Origin of the sequence: Mesorhizobium sp. M8A.F.Ca.ET.181.01.1.1 (genome assembly GCF_004792025.1) — a bacterium.
Classification (GTDB): Bacteria; Pseudomonadota; Alphaproteobacteria; order Rhizobiales; family Rhizobiaceae; genus Mesorhizobium.
This window is the reverse complement of record NZ_SRTV01000377.1, coordinates 1-208: the sequence shown is the minus strand read 5'-3', so window position 1 is coordinate 208 and position 208 is coordinate 1. Positions and strand designations below refer to the sequence as shown.

Below are 208 nucleotides of genomic sequence, written 5' to 3'. Positions count from 1 at the left end.
GATGTCGACAGCCCGGCGACCTTCGTCGCCCAGGCCGCGACCGTTGGAACCTATGGCTCGTTCTCCATCGACAGCGCCGGTGCCTGGACCTACACGGCAAGCTCGGCCCACAACGAGTTCGCCGCCGGCACCACCTACACCGACACCTTCGATGTCGTCAGCGCCGACGGCACCCACACCTCGGTGACCATCAACATCGACGGCACCA

Annotated in this window: 1 protein-coding gene; it reads left to right on the top strand. The window is 65.9% G+C overall.

All coding sequences use genetic code 11. From position 1 onward, the window contains the following. A partial coding sequence (locus tag EN824_RS35030; RefSeq protein WP_135933262.1) for a VCBS domain-containing protein occupies nt 1-208 on the top strand: 208 nt, incomplete at both ends.